This is a genomic window from Mesorhizobium sp. M4A.F.Ca.ET.090.04.2.1 (assembly GCF_003999085.1).
Classification (GTDB): Bacteria; Pseudomonadota; Alphaproteobacteria; order Rhizobiales; family Rhizobiaceae; genus Mesorhizobium.
In genome coordinates this window covers 1-15,933 of sequence record NZ_RZOT01000063.1, presented here as the reverse complement: position 1 = coordinate 15,933, position 15,933 = coordinate 1, and the positions used below count along the sequence as shown (strand labels likewise).

General features: G+C 60.9%; 16 protein-coding genes. 1 reads left to right on the top strand and 15 read right to left on the bottom strand.

The genetic code is table 11. The features are described 5' to 3' along the window. From EN781_RS07215 to EN781_RS07170, 11 genes are all read right to left on the bottom strand, one after another. The coding region (locus tag EN781_RS07215) for an FAD-dependent oxidoreductase (protein ID WP_189347372.1) at positions 1-122 on the bottom strand (122 nt) is incomplete at its 3' end. Then, positions 119-847, bottom strand: a complete 729-nt coding sequence (locus EN781_RS34170) for a hypothetical protein (RefSeq protein ID WP_128344425.1) — start codon at positions 845-847, stop codon at positions 119-121. The genes EN781_RS07215 and EN781_RS34170, both read right to left, overlap by 4 nt. A gap of 238 nt (positions 848-1,085) precedes the next feature. Beyond that, on the bottom strand, positions 1,086-1,241 hold the full coding sequence (gene ccoS / locus EN781_RS07210; protein ID WP_084831491.1) for a cbb3-type cytochrome oxidase assembly protein CcoS: 156 nt from the start codon (positions 1,239-1,241) through the stop codon (positions 1,086-1,088). After that, entirely contained in the window at positions 1,238-3,526 is a 2,289-nt protein-coding gene (locus EN781_RS07205; protein WP_091595777.1) for a cation-translocating P-type ATPase, read from the bottom strand. The genes ccoS and EN781_RS07205 overlap by 4 nt, the downstream gene beginning before the upstream one ends. Then, complete coding sequence (locus EN781_RS07200) at positions 3,523-4,020, bottom strand: FixH family protein (protein WP_091595779.1); 498 nt, start codon at positions 4,018-4,020, stop codon at positions 3,523-3,525. Before EN781_RS07200 ends, EN781_RS07205 begins: the two co-directional genes overlap by 4 nt. After that, entirely contained in the window at positions 4,017-5,576 is a 1,560-nt protein-coding gene (ccoG, locus tag EN781_RS07195; protein WP_029354962.1) for a cytochrome c oxidase accessory protein CcoG, read from the bottom strand. The genes EN781_RS07200 and ccoG overlap by 4 nt, the downstream gene beginning before the upstream one ends. 166 nt (positions 5,577-5,742) lie before the next feature. Then, positions 5,743-6,606, bottom strand: a complete 864-nt coding sequence (ccoP, locus tag EN781_RS07190) for a cytochrome-c oxidase, cbb3-type subunit III (RefSeq protein WP_029354960.1) — start codon at positions 6,604-6,606, stop codon at positions 5,743-5,745. A gap of 2 nt (positions 6,607-6,608) precedes the next feature. Further along, on the bottom strand, positions 6,609-6,758 hold the full coding sequence (locus EN781_RS07185) for a cbb3-type cytochrome c oxidase subunit 3 (RefSeq protein ID WP_024502864.1): 150 nt from the start codon (positions 6,756-6,758) through the stop codon (positions 6,609-6,611). An 11-nt stretch (positions 6,759-6,769) separates the two neighbouring features. Continuing rightward, positions 6,770-7,501 carry a cytochrome-c oxidase, cbb3-type subunit II gene (gene ccoO / locus EN781_RS07180; RefSeq protein WP_091595781.1) on the bottom strand — a complete coding sequence of 244 codons (732 nt, stop codon included), beginning with the start codon at positions 7,499-7,501 and terminating at the stop codon, positions 6,770-6,772. After that, the gene (gene ccoN, locus EN781_RS07175) at positions 7,501-9,120 is read right to left on the bottom strand and encodes a cytochrome-c oxidase, cbb3-type subunit I (RefSeq protein WP_091595783.1); all 1,620 of its coding nucleotides are present in this window, start codon (positions 9,118-9,120) and stop codon (positions 7,501-7,503) included. The genes ccoO and ccoN overlap by 1 nt, the downstream gene beginning before the upstream one ends. A 499-nt stretch (positions 9,121-9,619) precedes the next feature. Continuing rightward, entirely contained in the window at positions 9,620-10,363 is a 744-nt protein-coding gene (locus tag EN781_RS07170) for a Crp/Fnr family transcriptional regulator (protein WP_091595785.1), read from the bottom strand. A gap of 151 nt (positions 10,364-10,514) precedes the next feature. Between EN781_RS07170 and hemN the strand changes: the two genes are divergently transcribed. Continuing rightward, positions 10,515-11,864 (top strand): oxygen-independent coproporphyrinogen III oxidase, encoded by a 1,350-nt coding sequence (gene hemN, locus EN781_RS07165; protein ID WP_091595897.1) that lies wholly within the window; start codon positions 10,515-10,517, stop codon positions 11,862-11,864. A 236-nt stretch (positions 11,865-12,100) separates the two neighbouring features. Here the strand turns inward: hemN and EN781_RS07160 are convergent, their stop codons facing one another. Genes EN781_RS07160 through trbF form a run of 4 tightly spaced genes read right to left on the bottom strand, consistent with a single transcriptional unit; the run spans position 12,101 to position 15,328 of the window. Next, on the bottom strand, positions 12,101-12,343 hold the full coding sequence (locus tag EN781_RS07160) for a DUF2274 domain-containing protein (protein WP_029354949.1): 243 nt from the start codon (positions 12,341-12,343) through the stop codon (positions 12,101-12,103). Between the two features lie 12 nt (positions 12,344-12,355). Next, entirely contained in the window at positions 12,356-13,570 is a 1,215-nt protein-coding gene (locus tag EN781_RS07155; protein ID WP_091595787.1) for a TrbI/VirB10 family protein, read from the bottom strand. Between the two features lie 11 nt (positions 13,571-13,581). Further along, positions 13,582-14,607 carry a P-type conjugative transfer protein TrbG gene (gene trbG, locus EN781_RS07150; protein WP_029354945.1) on the bottom strand — a complete coding sequence of 342 codons (1,026 nt, stop codon included), beginning with the start codon at positions 14,605-14,607 and terminating at the stop codon, positions 13,582-13,584. Continuing rightward, on the bottom strand, positions 14,597-15,328 hold the full coding sequence (trbF, locus tag EN781_RS07145) for a conjugal transfer protein TrbF (protein ID WP_095520370.1): 732 nt from the start codon (positions 15,326-15,328) through the stop codon (positions 14,597-14,599). Before trbF ends, trbG begins: the two co-directional genes overlap by 11 nt. Positions 15,329-15,933: the final 605 nt, after the last annotated feature.

Sequence of the window (15,933 nt, the reverse complement as noted above, 5' to 3'; positions counted from 1 at the left end):
AATGTGTTCTGTTCAACAACTGCCACCTTGAGTTCGCTTTGGGCAAGCGACGCAGCGAACGAAAGGCCGACCGGCCCGGCTCCAACGACAACGATGTCAAAATTGTCGTCAGAGCCCATCAGCGTGCCGCCATCCCGTCGGCTATCCTCGTGTAACGGTGGAACTGAGCCGACTGACATCCGCTGAGCTCCGTGCCCGCCGCCAACGCGTATGATGCTCCGCAGCACATTGACATCACGAGGATCTTCGGCGCTGGATCCGAGCCTTGGAACATTTCTACGAAGTCAGCCCAAAGAAGGCTACCTCGCCCACTGGACGAAGCGATCCCGTCTCCATTGCCGTGCCCAGCGATGTGAAGCACGTCGCACTTCGCCTTGTTCGCTTGGACTACAGCCTCACGAAAATGCTTTCGGTCCAAAGCAATGTGGAGCTCCGCGCGGATGTTGACAGTCTTTAGCATCTTCTGTGTGATCGGTCCGTCCGCCCTGTCGGCGAAGTAGTCATTCGCGTTGTGGCAGTCGATGATGTGAACGGCGCTCATGGGATTCTGCCTATTATTATCGTCGTGACGAGTGGATACCACGTGCGGAACACCGTGATCTGCGCTGAGTTTCGGTGACCGCATTGCTGCAAGGCGCAGGGCCGGAAATTGGCATGGATCGGCAATGAAGCATGCAACCCCATCAGAGGTGGACGCGTCTGGCCGCGATACATAAGTCATGCATTCTCCTTCGAAGACTGGCCTATAAAGCACCACTGATGCGAATATGACCCTGATCTGGATCAGCCAGGGCACGATCAACCGGCACTGGTAGTTCACGCTCGGGTGATCGATCGCGACGCTCAACTTGTTACCCGTGCGCACAGTGCGAAGCTCGTCCGGCCGCGCGAGGTACTCTCGCGGCATCAGCCGCCTCATACTGGGTGCATGGGAAGGCAGTCCTTCGCACGACAGTGGATTTTCACAAATCAATGTAGTGCCCAGCTTAGGTCAAGCTGGTCATGGAGCATGGACAGCTTGTTCCCGACCGAGCCGGCTCGACTGACGAGCGGGATCCGCGCATCTTATGCACAGCGGATTGAAATCAGCGTCCCGGTTTGTCGTCCCGATCAATTAGTATCCGCTCGGCGGCTCCGTCGAGATCTTCGTATTGACCGCTTCGCAATGCCCAGACGAAGCCGGACAGGCCCAGTGCACCCAGAAAAAGGGCCACTGGTATGAGATAGAGCAAGGTCGTCACGAGGATTGTGCCGAATAGCCGACTGCGGAGCGTCTGACTTTTTGAATAACTTGCACCGTCGCATTCGCCATGAAGCCGTGCAAGCGCAATGCGTTTCCAATAACAAGCAGCGATGAGGCAGACATGGCAATCGCCGCTATCAAAGGCGTGACGTGCCCGAGGATGGCGATTGGTACTGCCACCGCATTGTAGACGATTGCGATTGCGATGTTCTGCCGGATCAGGTTTCCTGCCTTGCGCGAGACGCCCAGGGCGAGCGGCACCGCCAGGAGGCTTTCGCGCAGGAAGACGAAGTCTGCCGCGTTGCGGCCAATGTCGACGGCGGTGGCCGGTGCGATCGAGACATGCGCCGCGCTCAGGGCCGGCGTATCGTTGAGGCCGTCGCCAACCATCAGAACCTTGTGCCCAACTTTCGCGAGGGTTTCGATGCGTTCGAGCTTGCCCGATGGCAGCAGGCACGGAACGAAGTCGTCGATATCCAGCAGCTTTGCCACTTCGGCGCAGGCTGCGGCGGTATCGCCCGACAGCATTTGCATCGACACCCCGGCATCGTTCAATCGCTTGATCGCCGCCGCCGCGTCGGCGCGCAGCGCATTCTCGAAATCGAAGGTCGCGACAATGAACCCGTCTTTTGTCAGGGCCGTTCCACCATAGCCATGTTTGCCTTCACCTCCGGTCCGGGCCTTCCATCCAGCCCATCCGCGTCGACCCAGCCGCCAGGTGCTTCCGGCGACAGTGGCTTCGATCCCGAACCCCGGATGCTCTGTGACGGCATCGAATTTGTGTTGCCCGCCAGGAGCGGCAAAGCCGGTCATGGCCTTTGAAAACGGGTGACGCGAATGCGCGGCCATGTCGGCGGCGATTGCCAGCATGCCCGGATCAATCGAGTCCGCATTGACCAGCCGGGGCTGGCCGAGCGTGAGCGTGCCGGTCTTGTCGAACACGGCAGTATCGATCGCCGCGAGGCGCTCCATGGCCGAACCGTCCTTGACCATGATACCGCTCTCGAAAAGCCGCCGCGCCGCGACCACTTGGACGATCGGCACGGCGAGGCCGAGCGCGCAGGGGCATGTGATGATGAGAACAGCGATGGCGATCGTCATCGCCCGGTGCCAGTCGCCGGTCGCCGCCATCCAGCCCAGGAATGTCACGAAGGCGGTGAGATGAACCAGGGGCGCGTAGAGTGCCGACACGCGATCAGCGATGCGGCGATAGTGCGCGCGACCGCCCTCGGCGGATTCCATCAGCCGAACCATCTCCGCCAGGAACGAATCCTTTGCGGCGGCTGTCGCCTGGATCGTCAGCGGGCCGGTAAGATTGAGCACGCCGGCCTGTACTGCTTCGCCCGGCGCCACGTTTTTCGGCGTGCTTTCGCCTGAGGCCAGCGAGCAGTCGAGATCCGACGTTCCCTGGATGATCTTGCCGTCGACGGGGATCCTCTCACCGGCCGCGATCAACAACCGCATGCCTGGTTCGATCTCGCCGACCGGCAGATAGTCGCGCGCGCCGTCGCCGCGCATCACCATTGCGCCACGCGCGGCCATCTGAGACAGGCCCTTCACGGCAGTCCGGGCACGCTCCCGCATCACATGATCCAGCGTGCGCCCGATCAAAAGGAAGAACAGCAGCGATACCGACGCGTCGAAATAGGCGTGGTCGCCATGATTGATCGTCTCATAGAGGCTCATGGCATAGGCGAGCGAAACACCGACCGCGATGGGCACGTCCATATTCATGCGACCATGGCGCAAAGCATTCCAGGCCGAACGGAAGAAGATTCCGCCGGCGAAGGCGAGGGCAGGAATGGCGATCAGCGCCGAGACCCAGTGAAACAGGTCGCGGGTAGCACCTTCGGCGCCGGACCAGACAGAGACCGAAAGCAGCATGATGTTCCCCGCCGCAAAGCCGGCAACAGCGACAGCGCGGATCAGTTCGGCAAGCGTCTTGTCCTTGTCATCGACCTCGGGTGTGAACAGATGCGCCTCGTAGCCCAGCCTGCCAAGCGCGGCGACGAAGGGTGGCACCTCGTCTCCTCGCCACCGGACCGCGACCCGCTTCGTCGACAGGTTGACGCGCGCGCTTTCGACGTGATCGAGCTTTCCAAGTGCCGCCTCGATCGTCTGGATACAGGCGGCGCAATGAACCGTCGGCACTGAAAGATCGGTCTGCCGAAGATCATCGCCAAGCGATCGGCTCGCCAACCTGATCTCCTGGCTGGATGGCAGGACCGACGTGGCGCCGTTCAGATCCAGCGCCATTTCAGCGCCCGGTGCACAACAGCTCATTGCAGCGCTCCATGAGAAATCATAATCCTGCGGACGTCGCGATAGGGTCGTGTCAGGCCGGCATCGGTGTCGACTTCGACGATCCAGACGCCGTCCTTCGGCATATGCTGGGCGGCGAACTCCTGGCCGGAGGCGAGGGCGAGCGTGACGGACTTGTCCTCTTTCTCGTAGGCGGGATGACGAAACAGCACCTTGACGCCGTGCAGAGGAACCGGCTTGCCTGCAGCGTCGGAGAGGCTGTAGCGGACTTCGCCCCATGCGATGGTCAGCTTGCCGGTCCAACCGAGCGCTGCTTGAGCGCGGCCGGCCTCGGCCTCCTTGTTGAATTGCTGGCTGGCCACATAGGTGTTCTCGACGACGAGGCCGGTCCAACTCGTATTGGCGAGCGTGGCCATGGTCAGGTTGACCGCGATGACCACCCCGAAGAAGGTGAGAATGATGGCCAGCATGTGCCTGCCGGTGAATTCGCGAGGCTTTTGGGCATTGGCGGTCATTTGGCGGCCTCTGGCGCGTTGAATGTGGCGGCGTACTCGTTCGACTCGAAGCTCGCCTTATCCTCGACACGGAACTTGAAGGTCTGTGCCGGGGCGTGGATCTGGTCCGCCGGTTGGCGAACGAAGACCTTCAACGTTTTCAGGCGGTCGGGTTCGACCGGGATGGCGAAAGACCGGCCGGCCGGGATGTCGTCGCCGACGACGACCATGTCGGCACCCTCCAGACCCTGCATGGTGACGACGATTGTCCTTGGCTCAGGGATCATGTTGAGCAGCTTGACGCTATAGCCATTGCGGATGGAGCCATCGGATAGTGTGACGAATTGCGGATTGCGGTCATGCAGCACGTTCAGTTCGAGCCGATCGCGCGTCAGCAGCGAATAGAGCAGGCCCAGCCCGATCAGCGACCACAAGCCCATGTAGACGTAGGTGCGCGGCCGGAAGATCTTGCGAATGTGAAAATGCGCCACCTGATCGGAGAAGGTGCCGACAGCAGTCCTGACCAGCGACGGATTGATTGAACTGGAGCCGCCTGCGGTCGCCAGCATCATGTTGGCGTTGTAGTCGGAGAGCGTCGCGTAGGAGATCAGCCCGCGCTCCTTGCCGAGCTTGTCCATGACGCCGTCGCAGGCGTCGATACACAGCGCGCAGGTAATGCATTCGAGCTGCTGGCCGTCGCGAATGTCGATTCCCATTGGGCAGACCGCGACGCAGGCATTGCAGTCGACGCAGTCGCCGACGGACTGCCCCGAGGCTTGCACCTTCTTGGCGTGGCGCGATCGCGGCTCGCCGCGCCAGTCATTGTAGGTGACGGTGAGCGAATTCTCATCGAGCATGGCTGCCTGGATGCGCGGCCATGGGCACATATAGGTGCAGACCTGTTCGCGCATCAGGCCGCCGAAGGTGTAGGTCGTCGCCGTCAGCACGGCGATGGTGATGTAGGCGACAGGTGCGGCGGTACCGGTGAAAAGCTCGCCCACAAGTGTTGGTGCATCAGCGAAATAGAAAATCCAGGCGCCACCGGTCGCCGCCCCTATGACAAGCCAGATGGCGTGTTTCGAGACCCGCAGCATCAGCTTGCGGGCGGTCCAGGGGCCGGCATCGAGTTTCATGCGGGCGTTGCGGTCCCCCTCAATCGCACGCTCGACGACAAGGAACAGATCGACCCACACGGTCTGCGGACATGCATAGCCGCACCAGGCACGGCCGACAGCAGAGGTAATCAGGAAAAGTCCAACACCGGCCATGACCAGGAGGCCGGCCACATAGAAGAATTCCTGCGGCCAGATCTCGATGAAGAAAAAGTAGAAGCGCCGATTGGTGAGATCGAGCAGCACGGCCTGGTCCGGGGCAAATGGGCCACGATCCCAATGCAGCCACGCAGTCAGGTAATAGATGCCAAGTGTGATCGTCATCACCAGCCATTTGAAGCGGCGAAAGTTGCCCGAGGCGCGCTTCGGAAAGATCTTTTGACGCGCGGCATAAAGGGGCTTGCGGGTTTTGGCGGCATTGACAGTTTCTGTTTCGAGCCGTGTCAACTGCGTCTTGTCACGCACGTGCAACTCCACTTTCCCAGCCAATGTCAGGGGCACCTGTCGAAAAGCCTCGCGGTAGGACAGCCTTGCCGGGTTGTGCAGATCGCATTAGGAATGGTGTCGAGGCCCGGCTCGCGCCGGGCCTCGTCCGCTTGGCAGGGGTGACCGAAGAATAGGGCTTCCATTCCTATTCTCCGCCGCCAAGCGAATGGACATAAACTGCAAGTTCCTTGACCTTGATCTCGCCGAGACGGCCAACCCAGGCCGGCATGACGCCCTGCTTTGGCGCACGAACCTGGGCGGCGATGGCCGTCTCGCCGGACCCGTAAAGCCAGATCGCGTCAGTCAGGTCGGGGGCGCCGAATTCCCTGTTGCCTTTTGCATTGTCGCCGTGACAAGCGACGCAGTTCTCGGCAAAGACCTTGGCGCCGGGTTGGATCAGACTTGCATCGCGGACCTTGCCGGAAAGGCTGGCCACGTAGGCGCTGACTTGTGCGATCTGGTCGGCGGTGATGATGTCGCCGAAGGCCGGCATTTCTGACAGTCGCGTGTCCGGATCGGAAGCAAAGCGGAGGCCGTGCGTGATCGTCTGCTTGATCTGGTCGGGGCTGCCGCCCCAGAGCCAGTCATCGTCATTCAGGTTGGGAAAGCCCTTCGACCCCTGAGCGCCGGAGCCGTGGCATTGCGTACAGTTGACCTTGAACGCGGCAGCCCCGGCAGCGACCGCGAATTCGCGCAAGGCATCGTCGGTCAAGATCTCCGAGACGCTCTTTGCCTGGATGGCTGCAACATACTTGCCCTTGGCGGCCTCGGCCGCGGCAAGGTCGTTCTTGACGTCCTTACGGCTTGAATAGCCGAGCATGCCCTTGGTTGCCGAGGTCAGCATCGGCCATGCCGGGTATGCGGTCGTATAGACGAGCGCCCACGCTATGGTGACGTAGAAGGTAATCACCCACCATCGCGGCAGAGGATTGTTGAGCTCCCTGATGCCGTCCCATTCATGGCCGGTGGTTGAGACGCCGGAGACCTCATCGATGTGCTCGTCGCTCATGATCACTCGTCCTCGAGCGGAATGCGGGCAGCTTCGTCGGCCAGCCTTCGGCTGCCGGGGCGTAGGGCAAAGGCGATGCACCCGACGAAGAACAGCGCCATCGCAACCAGGCCCCAGCTGTCGGCAAACGCCCGCATCAAATTGTAGGTCATCAGCGTTCTCCTCAGCGGTAGCCGGCGGCTTCGTCGTAATTTTTGAAGTCGACCAGTGTGCCAAGCATCTGCAGGTAGGCGAGCAGGGCATCCATTTCGGTGACCTGTTGCGGGTTGCCGTCGAAGTCGCCGATCTTGACTTTGGGGTAACGCGCCTCAAGGCCTGATGTGTCGGCATTGGGATCGGCCTGCGCCGCCAGATCCGCATTGGCGTGCGCGATCATGTCATCGGTGTAAGGGACGGCTACACGCCTGTTGGCGACCAGATGCGTCGAGAAATCCTTCACGTCGATCGGCGTGTCTTTCAGGAACCCATAGCTCGGCATGATCGATTCCGGCACCACCGAGCGCGGGTCGGTAAGATGCGCGACATGCCATGCATTCGAGTAGCGGTCGCCAACTCTGGCGAGATCCGGCCCGGTGCGCTTCGATCCCCACTGGAAGGGGTGATCGTACATGGACTCGGCAGCCAGGCTGTAGTGGCCATAGCGCTCAACTTCGTCGCGGAACGGCCTGATCATCTGGCTATGGCAGAGAAAGCAGCCCTCGCGCATATAGATGTTGCGCCCGACAAGTTCGAGCGGCGAATAGGGGCGCATGCCTTCCACCTTCTCGATCGTATTGTCGAGATAGAAGAGAGGCGCTATCTCGACGATACCGCCGACCGTCACCACGAGCAGCGAGCCAACGAGAAGAAGCGTGGCGTTCTTCTCGATGATTGCGTGTTTGTCCATCAAGCCCATTACCTGGCTCCTGATCGCGCAGGTCGGATGGCGACGGGGCTCGGCATCGGCTCCTCCTCGCGCTGGTGGCCGAGGATGGTCATGGTGATGTTCCAGGCCATGATAAGGGCGCCGGAGAGGTACATGGCCCCACCGATGGCGCGCATGACGTAGTATGGGTGCATGGCAGCGACGGTTTCGGCGAAGGAATAGACCAGGAAGCCCTGCTGGTCGTATTCACGCCACATCAGGCCCTGCATGATGCCTGACACCCACATGACCGAGGCGTAGACGACGATCCCGAGTGTCGCCAGCCAGAAGTGCCAAGTGACGAGCCGCAGCGAGTAGAGCCGGTGACGGTTCCAGAGCTTCGGCACCATGTAGTAGATTGCGCCGAACGAGATCATGCCAACCCAGCCGAGCGCGCCCGAATGGACGTGGCCGATGGTCCAGTCGGTATAATGCGACAGCGAATTGACCGCCCTGATCGCCATGATCGGGCCTTCGAAGGTCGACATGCCATAGAAGGCGACGGCCATCACCATCATGCGGATGATCGGATCGGTGCGCAGCTTGTCCCAGGCGCCGGACAGCGTCATCAGGCCGTTGATCATGCCGCCCCAGGACGGCATCCACAGCATGATCGAGAACGCCATGCCGAGCGTCTGCGCCCAATCTGGCAAGGCGGTGTAGTGCAGGTGATGCGGGCCAGCCCAGATGTAGAGAAAGATGATCGCCCAGAAATGGACGATCGACAGCCGGTACGAATAGACTGGCCGGTTCGCCTGCTTGGGCACGAAATAATACATCATGCCAAGGAAGCCGGCGGTGAGAAAGAAGCCGACCGCGTTGTGGCCGTACCACCATTGGGTCAGCGCGTCCTGGACCCCGGAAAAGGCGGAGTAGCTCTTGGAGCCCAGGAACGAGACTGGCATCGACAGGTTGTTGACCACATGCAGCATCGCGATGGTCACGATGAACGACAGGTAGAACCAGTTGGCGACGTAGATATGCGGTTCCTTGCGCTTCAGGATCGTGCCAAGGAACAGAATGAGGTAGGCGACCCAGACGATGGTCAGCCAGACATCCACATACCATTCGGGTTCGGCGTACTCGCGGCCCTCGGTGATGCCGAGCAGATAGCCGGTCGCGGCCATGACGATGAACAGCTGGTAGCCCCAGAAGACGAACCAGGCGAGATCACCGCCGAAGAGGCGGGCGCGGCAGGTGCGCTGCACGACATACAGAGACGTGCAAAGCAGCGCGTTGCCACCGAAGGCGAAGACGACACCGGATGTATGCAGCGGCCGCAAACGGCCGAAATTGAACCAGGGCTGGATGTTGAGATCGGGATAGGCGAGCTGAAGCGCGATCACCACGCCGACCAGCATCCCGACGACACCCCAGAACACGGTGGCGATCGCGCCGTAGCGGATCGGACCATCCATGTAAGCGGATGGGTCAATCGGAGCTGCTGGCTTGAACTCCGTGTTGCGCAACAGGATCGCAGTGAAACCAGCCACTGCGAAGAACAACACCCACATATGTCGGCGGAAAGGTTCATCCACGCCGAAGCCGGCGGCCACCAGGGCCGCAAAAGCGAACACGCTTAGAAGGACGATCTCTGTGCCGAATTTCATTGCAGATCCCGATCTCGAATCTGGTGGATGCCAAATCCGCAGCGCACTAATTGCGCAGCCGCCGCCCCCTCGCCCTGATCTATGTCAGGCCGCACGATTTTGTGTCGGCGGCGCAATCAGCAGGTGGCGAATGAACGAGGAACGCAGCGCGGGCTCACCCCCTCATGGAAGGCGTTCCCTGGGTTGGGCGGGCGCAGACGCGATCGATTGAGGCGAAAGCTGAGGCTCTGCGACGCGTTGGATGCTATTGCCGATGCCCTGCCAAACGTTGTTCGGATCCCATTGGAAACGAACGCGATCGTTCGGCCGAGCCGTGGCAGCTTAAGGACCGTGCTTCGCCGGTATGTGCCGAAACACACCTGGCGATTGGTCGTCGTCCCTATCAAAGCCCGAAAGCTGTCTGTCTCGACCGTGACGCCGCTTCTTCGAAGGCGCGGCGACATCGCATTAGAAGGCAAGCACGGCCCGCCCCGGAGCCATGCGACATGGGCCTCGCCGCTTAGGGCCGCTCGCGTCCGCCGCCACAGCGCTTCTCCAGACGGCTTATGCTGTCCACCGTCACATGGCGTGCGTTCTCAATCCGAATCACCCCGTCAGCCCGCAATCGCGTCAGTTGGCGGCTCACGGTTTCGTTGGTAATTCCAAGGAAATCAGAGATTTCGGCACGCGTCAGCGGCAGATCGAAGGACGCTGACCTGGAAGCCGCGTCGAGACTGGAATCGATATTCCGGGCCATCATGAGGAGAAAACTCGCCACCTTTTCCGGAGCTGTCTTGCGCCCCAGCGTCACCATCCACTCGCGCGCCTCATCGAGTTCATTCAGCGTCTGTTTGAGCAGGCGATGCTCGAATTCCCGTGACGCCTTCATCATCCGTTCGACGGCCGCTCGCGGAAACGAGCACAGCGTGACTGCTGTTGCCGCTTCCGCATTGATCGAGCTTTCCACCTTGAAAGGACGTCCCAGAAAATTCGGTGCAAACTGGAGACCGACGATCTGCTGGCGCCCATCCGACAGGCTCTTTGATAGCTTTACCACGCCTGAAAGCACGTTCGAGTAGCTGTCGACGTTCTGTGCCTCGCCGGTCAACTCCATTCCTGACTCGATCCGGCGACGCGAGCAAGTCTTGGCGAGCCCAACCAAATTGTCTGGATCGAGCGCACCGCAGACACCGCGACGCCGTGCCTCGCAAGGGAGGCAAAGAACAGGAATGCCGGAAGTATGAATGTCTTGCCGAAAGGTCATGCGTTCGCTTTACCCGATCCTAACTGCCGGCAGGATACCCATCCAGGGTAGAGAAGTCCTGCGGCGGTTTGTCCATGCGCGCGGCTGATCGAGATCAGGGTCTGCTTCAGCGATGCGTGCAGTGTTCGGCGGGCAACACGGTGAACGCGAGATGCAATCGGAAATAGCTGTCAAACTCAGCGAGAACGTCCCACGCTACACAAGCTATCCGACGGCGCCGCATTTCCATTCCGGGGTCGATGCTGCCATTTACCGTGGCTGGTTGGAGGCGCTGGAAAGTGGCGACGAAATCTCGCTGTATTTGCACATTCCTTACTGCGACAAGCTCTGCTGGTTCTGCGCCTGTCACACCAAGCAGACGCACCAATATGAGCCGGTGGCCGCTTATCTGCGCTCGCTGAATGCCGAAATCGTCACGATTGCCGGTCTGGTGAGCGGCAAGGCACATGTCCGTGCAATCCACTTCGGTGGCGGTTCGCCAACGATGCTGAGGCCCGATGACATGGTTGCTCTTGGAGCGGCCTTGCGGGACAGCTTCGACCTTCTCCCGGATGCTACGGTCAGCATCGAAATCGGAACCAACGACATGGACAAGGCGCGCCTTGATGCGCTTGCTCAAATCGGCGTAACGCGGGCGAGCCTCGGCGTGCAGGATTTCGATCCGCAAGTGCAAAAAGCAATTAATCGTGAGCAAAGTTTTTTGCAGACCAAGGCAGTCGTCGACGGGGTTCGTTCGCGGGGCGTTGAATCGGTCAATCTGGACCTGCTCTACGGGCTCCCGAATCAGACACGCGAGACGATCTGTTCCACGGTGGCGCAGGCACTGACCTTGGAACCAGACCGGATGGCTCTGTTCGGCTACGCACATGTGCCCTGGTTCAAGAAGCATCAGACGATGATCGACGAGGCATGGCTGCCGAGTCCCACCGAGCGTTTCGCCCAATCTCAACTCGCGGCGCGGGCAATTGTCGCCAAGGGATATGAGGCAATAGGACTCGATCATTTCGCGAAGCCCGACGATGCGCTGGCCATAGCGGCCCGCGCAGGGGTTTTGCATCGCAATTTTCAGGGCTACACCGAGGATCGCTGCCCGACACTGATCGGACTTGGCCCTTCGTCCATCGGTCGTTTTCGCCAAGGCTACGTGCAGAACATGGCTTCGACTGCCGGGTACGGGCGCATGGTTGCGGATGGCGGGTTGGCTGCCGTCCGGGGCGTTGCCCTTTCCGACGACGATCGCGTCCGTGGCTGGATAATCGAGCGGCTGATGTGTGATTTTGCCTTCTCGGCAGTCGATCTGGTGGAGCGGTTCGGCAAAGCCGGCGAGAAGCTCCTTCATCGCTCGAGGTCCATCGCCCTCCACGATCCTGCCCGAGCGCTTGAATTCGATGGCGACAGTTTCGTCGTACGGGCTGAAAGTCGCCCCTTCGTTCGAACCATCGCGGCCAAGTTCGATACATATTTCAAAGGGGGAACGGCGAGGCACTCGGTGGCGGTCTGAGCAAAGCACAGTGCGCTCGCCGTTTGGTCGATCGCGAACCAGCTGCGTTTCATTTTGACCGCTCATAGGCGACTACCGCATCCAATCGAAAATGCAAACTTAGGCTGTTGCGCGGTATTTCCTTCCACATCCTCTCTTACGCATACCTGCATTCCAAGGTGTTTGATCCTATGCTTCGCGAGGAGCAGGTAGGCCGCGACAGCTAGGCAATGTTCCAGCTGCCTCTAGCGGAGGAGTCACGATTTTTCGGCAAGCTCCGTCGGCAGACCTTCTTTTCGGGCCTTGGCAAAGGCTCGGTCGCCTTCCAGAAACGCCGCCAGCATGAAAGGGATGAGTTCTGCCACGGTTTCAGACTGACGATAGGTCTGACGGTAAAGTGCAGCATACTCCTTGAGTGTTTGGCCCAGCTCCGCGCTGACGGTAATGGTGATCTTCGAAGCTGTTCGGTCTGGAAGCTTTCCAAGTTTCAGGTCAGCCATGGTAACTCCTGCTCAACTCGCGTATGGCCGCAGCACGATGTCCTTGTGCACGATGACGCGCAGTGGCCAACCTGGGCGGACGATGATGGTGGGCTGGATATTGAGGTTTTTTTCGGTGATGCGCTGGCCGGCTCGACTGGCGTTCTGCTGGGCTGATTCCCGGATCGCCTTGACCAGATCGCTCTCGTTTTCGCCGAGGCTGAATTCCGTGCCGACACCGAGCAATGTGGCAAGCGCCACCCCCTTGATCAGCTGCCAGGTGTGGAAATCGACTTTGTCTTCCAGCCCTGCGTAGCCGGCGGTGTCGCTCGCGGGCAGATTGTCGATTTCGACCGACGAGCCGTCGGGCAGCAGAATGCGCTGCCAGACCAGCAGCGCTCGCTTTTGCCCGAACGCGACGACGCTGTCGTAGACGCCGATAAGACGTGAGCCCTGCGGAATCAGCAATATGTTGCCCGTGACCGTGTCGTGCACATTCTCGGTGACTTGCGCGACGACAAGGCCCGGCAAATCGGAATTGATGCCGGTGATCAGGCTGGCGGCAATCACGCTGCCAGCCATCAGTTGATACGGCGAGATCGGCGTCTGCAGCGCATGCGGATTGTAGATCCCGCCAGTGCTCCGCTGGCTGAGGAAATCAAGCTTTCGCTGCTGATTGTTCTGGTCGCCTTCCGCCGGCGCCACCGAGGCTGACGCGCGTGCTGCTTCGGATTGGGGAAGTGCCTCAAATGGATGCTGAGCAGTTTGCACGCTCTCACCGACATCTGTCTGTTGAGCTCGATTTTCGACACGGAAAAGCACCTGCGATTCACGCGCTTCGATCGCCTGCTGCGCTAGACGCTGCTCCTCGGCCGAGATGTCTTGACCCGGCACGATGCCGAGCTGGCGCTGCCGCTCGAGGATGGGGCGACCGAGGTCGCCCGGCAAAGGTGGCCCAAGGACGGGAGGCTTCGGCTTCATGCCGGAATAGTCATGGGGAAGCGTATCGAGTCCCTCGACGGTTGGTTTGCGCTCAGTGCTGTAGGGATCTTCCGCCTGATCCCTGATGCGAAGGGCCGGCCCCTGGAGCGCCATCATGGCAACGCCGAACACAGCGCCGGATCCGAGCGCTGCGATCGCGATGATCACACCGCGCCTGAACCGCACCACGCGGCGGGGAGAGGCCCGAAGCTGCAGTTCCTCGGGATCCAGTTTCGGCGGGATGCCAGAGCGGGAATTTTCGATCATGAGCCCTCACCTCACCGGCTGGAACGCGAAAAGAGCGAGATCCGCCGTAGCGGTTGCCTGTCGTCAATCCTGCTGATGCGGATCACCTGCTGCTGCTTGGTGCCGAGGCGAAGTTCGGCCGCGGCGAAGAGCCGATCGACGATGTAATAGTTGCCGCGCACGCGATAGTTGACGAGCTCGCTGCTCCCATCTGCGCCGACGATGAAGAGTGGTGGCGCCTCGCCCTGATCTATGCGACGAGGGAACTCAATATAGACCTTGCTGCCGTCGTCGAAGGCTCGCGTCGGTCTCCAGGGCGGTGTGTCGCCACTGATCGAGTAGCGAAAGCGAAGGTTTTCGAGCGCGATATTCGACGCGACCGGTGTAACTGCCTCGGCTTGAGCATTGCGCTGGCGAAGCGCGATGATCTGGTCTTGGCTGTAGGTCCAGGAGATTGCCGCCATTGCTGTCTTCTCGGTGCTTTGAAGCTGCAAATGATAGGTCCGCCGGTCCGTCGTAATGACGACATTGGTGGCAAGACCCGGCGCGAAGGGTTTCACCAGAACATGGGTGCGCTGATTGTCACCGGTGCCGCTTGCGGTATCGCCTATGACCCAGCGCACGGTGTCGCCAGCCGACACGGCGGTTAGTTTCTCGCCCGGCTGCAGAGCGATGTCGGTCACGCGCTCCGGCGCGGCATAGAGCTGATAAAGCGCGCCATCGGTGAAGGGGTAGACTTGCACGGCATTAACATACCCGTACTTGGTGGGTTGCTGGGTCGCGGCTTTGTTGGCATCAGCGACGCGTTCTTCAGGGGGGCGCTTGTCCTCGGCCTTGCCGGACTCGGGCTGCAATTGGCCAGGCAGCGGCAGTGGTTTTGGCACCTCGACAATTCTAATCGGCCTCTCCGGCGCCTTCTCGATCGCGGCCGGTTTGAAGTCAGCAGCGTCATAGGAAATCTCAGGCGGCGGCACCTTCTTCGATGCACAAGCGGAAACGACCGCTGCCGACACCGATAGGATCAGCACGGCACGAATCGGTGACATTTTATCTTTCATTGGTGGACTCCGTCGGAGAAAGGGGGGGTGGGACGGCGCTGTCGAGCTCGCGTGACCAGTCAATGGCGTTGATGAAGACGCCGAGCGGATTCTTGCGCAGCTGATCCGTATTGCTTGGCGAGCGGATCACGATCGTGAGGATCGCAGTCCAGCGCATCGTGCTGGCAAGGCTTCCGCGCTCAAACACCTGCTCGGTCCATTTGACCTGGAATGAACTTTCGGAGGCCCTGACCACGCTGGTGACCTGTACCGAGACACTGCGCGTTCCGATCTGACCGAAGGGGTCGTTCGCCTTGGCGTATTCGTTGAGGAAGAGCGCTGCGCGATCGCTAGCAAAGTCGTAAGCTGCGAACCAGTTCTGCCGTACCAAAACCGGATCGGTGGAAACGGAACGGACATTCTGGATGAAGCGGCCGAGATGCCAGGCGATCTGAGCATCCGAGGGCTCATAATTCCGGATTGCCGGCGCGACGGCGCGCGTCTCGCCGAAGCCATCGACCTCGACGACGTAAGGCACGACACGGCTTTGCATCGACTGCCATACGAGTCCGCCGGAAAGTCCGGTCGCCAAGGCCAGGCACCCAAGGGCCATGAGCCGCCAGTTCCTGGCCTGCAGTCGAGATGAGCCGATGCGCTCGTCCCACAGCTGGGCGGCTTTTTGATACGGCGTGACCGGTTCGGGTGTTTTGCCGTAACGGTGCACGGGTCGCTTGAAGAGCATCTAGTCATCCTTGTCGTTGAGAGAGGGGTTGGCGCTGCCTCCCGGCCGGTCTCCGTCTCGGACAGCTTGCATGGCAGCGTGGCGATGTGCACGGGCGGTCTGTTCAGAACGTAGGCGCCTTGCCCACGTCGGCGCCGAAACAGTGGCCGAACCGGCAGAGCGCTCGGTCATTGACGCGGTCGGCGTGCCGCCGGTCGCGGTCCACGCGGCATCGCGCCCGGCATCGGCGTTGCGCCCAACACTTGCAGTGGCGGATCGCGCTACGCGTATAGCGGCGCCGCCAGCGGCACTGGTTACACCATGCATTCCAGCAGCCACACCGGAGAGGCCAACGTCGGGCGAGGTTGCGCGCCCGATCTGCCAGGACGTGGAAGCAGCCGATCCCATTGTTGTGCCGGCGCGGATGGCGGCGAGACCGCCGCTGGTTGCCATACGCGCGCCAGAAAATGCCGTGCCTCCAGCAACGAGTGATACACCCGCTGCCGCCGCGGTCGTGCCGAGGGCGGCGCCCGCGCCAAGCTGCGGTGCGCCTGAGACAAGACCCGACGCGATCCCCGGCCCAAAAATGCCAAGGCCAAGCAGTGCCAGTGCGCCCAGTACCTGGG

What these genes read in the sequence shown, in the direction of transcription:
- EN781_RS07185 (WP_024502864.1), bottom strand. Translation starts at nt 6,758, where the DNA reads ATGACCTACAATTTGATGCGGGCGTTTGCCGACAGCTGGGGCCTGGTT.
- EN781_RS07160 (WP_029354949.1), bottom strand. Translation starts at nt 12,343, where the DNA reads ATGGCTGACCTGAAACTTGGAAAGCTTCCAGACCGAACAGCTTCGAAG.
- EN781_RS07155 (WP_091595787.1), bottom strand. Translation starts at nt 13,570, where the DNA reads ATGATCGAAAATTCCCGCTCTGGCATCCCGCCGAAACTGGATCCCGAG.
- trbF (WP_095520370.1), bottom strand. Translation starts at nt 15,328, where the DNA reads ATGCTCTTCAAGCGACCCGTGCACCGTTACGGCAAAACACCCGAACCG.
- ccoN (WP_091595783.1), bottom strand. Translation starts at nt 9,120, where the DNA reads ATGAAATTCGGCACAGAGATCGTCCTTCTAAGCGTGTTCGCTTTTGCG.
- EN781_RS07200 (WP_091595779.1), bottom strand. Translation starts at nt 4,020, where the DNA reads ATGACCGCCAATGCCCAAAAGCCTCGCGAATTCACCGGCAGGCACATG.
- ccoP (WP_029354960.1), bottom strand. Translation starts at nt 6,606, where the DNA reads ATGAGCGACGAGCACATCGATGAGGTCTCCGGCGTCTCAACCACCGGC.
- hemN (WP_091595897.1), top strand. Translation starts at nt 10,515, where the DNA reads ATGCAATCGGAAATAGCTGTCAAACTCAGCGAGAACGTCCCACGCTAC.
- ccoO (WP_091595781.1), bottom strand. Translation starts at nt 7,501, where the DNA reads ATGGGCTTGATGGACAAACACGCAATCATCGAGAAGAACGCCACGCTT.
- trbG (WP_029354945.1), bottom strand. Translation starts at nt 14,607, where the DNA reads ATGAAAGATAAAATGTCACCGATTCGTGCCGTGCTGATCCTATCGGTG.
- EN781_RS07205 (WP_091595777.1), bottom strand. Translation starts at nt 3,526, where the DNA reads ATGAGCTGTTGTGCACCGGGCGCTGAAATGGCGCTGGATCTGAACGGC.
- EN781_RS07170 (WP_091595785.1), bottom strand. Translation starts at nt 10,363, where the DNA reads ATGACCTTTCGGCAAGACATTCATACTTCCGGCATTCCTGTTCTTTGC.